The organism is Pisciglobus halotolerans (assembly GCF_900113675.1).
Lineage (GTDB): Bacteria > Bacillota > Bacilli > Lactobacillales > Carnobacteriaceae > Pisciglobus > Pisciglobus halotolerans.
The window spans coordinates 1-1,122 of sequence record NZ_FOQE01000087.1 but is presented as its reverse complement, the minus strand read 5'-3'; the positions used below and the strand labels follow the sequence as shown (position 1 = coordinate 1,122).

General features: G+C 39.4%; 1 protein-coding gene. It reads left to right on the top strand.

Translation table 11 applies throughout. From position 1 onward, the window contains the following. Positions 1-322: 322 nt before the first annotated feature. Positions 323-964 (top strand): DUF4352 domain-containing protein, encoded by a 642-nt coding sequence (locus BM057_RS11485; protein ID WP_047390898.1) that lies wholly within the window; start codon positions 323-325, stop codon positions 962-964. The last annotated feature ends 158 nt before the right edge of the window (positions 965-1,122 follow it).

Genomic DNA, 1,122 nt, shown 5'->3' with positions numbered 1-1,122 from the left:
GTATTTGCCAGTCAAGCATACATTTATGATAGAACGCCTTCTTTCTTTTTGCTAGTAAAAAATGAAAAACATCTCGAGAACTATTTTACACATACAAGCTTTTTCTCTTTTAAAAAACGAACAAACCAACATATAGACACTTAAGCGTCCTTTATTTATAACAGTATTTTCTAATCTCTTCTGTTCCATTTGCGTAATGCTCCTCTTTGCAAACAAATATTTGGCTAAATCACCACATTTTGCTATAAAATGAAGACAAACGAACCATGACGAAAGAAAGTGTGCTTTCTTATCTTCATGGATCATCAAGGAGGCAATCACAATGAAACAATTTAAATGGGGAATGACCGTCAGTTTTTGTGCCCTGCTACTGGGCGCTTGCTCTTCAGGAGAGGGAGATGCTGACGTGCCGAGTGAAGAAACTAGCGCTGTCGTAGCGAGTGAATCTGCAGCAAGTGCAACTGTTGAATCCGAAATTCTTGATTCTTCTCAAGCTGAACAAGGAAAAACAGAAGAAACGGAGATCGGTACCGTAGAGAACTTGCAGGTAAAAGAACTTGATCAGTCGCAAACATCTGGTCCGATCAATATGACCATTACAGCGATCAAGAAATCACAGGTACAACCGAATGAAGATTATAAAGAAAACTTAGGCGGCGATGATATGGGCTTTATTACCATCAGCGTCAAAGTTGAAAATACAAGCGACAAAACGATCACGTTTAACCCTGAAGAAGGAAACATCAAGACCAATACAGATGAAGAAGTCAAAGCCAATACATCGCTCGGCAGCAGCTTAGGCGGCGAGTTTACTGGCAAGGATACTAAAGAAGGCGATTTGGTCTTTACCTTTGAAGGAGACGCAGATGCTGTCAAAACTGTAGAATATACTATTCCTGCCCCTCATGATGCCGACTATAAAGCAGCCGGAGAAGATTTGACCTTCGACTTGTCTTTTGAATAAGACCTTTGCATTTGCTAAAGACTAACGGCCAAATGACAATCAGCTTGTAATAAAAAACAGTCCGTTATACTGACCCCCAAATGTTAGACCAAAAATCTAACATTTGGAGGTCATTTTTTATGGCTAAATATAGCTTTGAATTTAAAAGAATGGTCGTG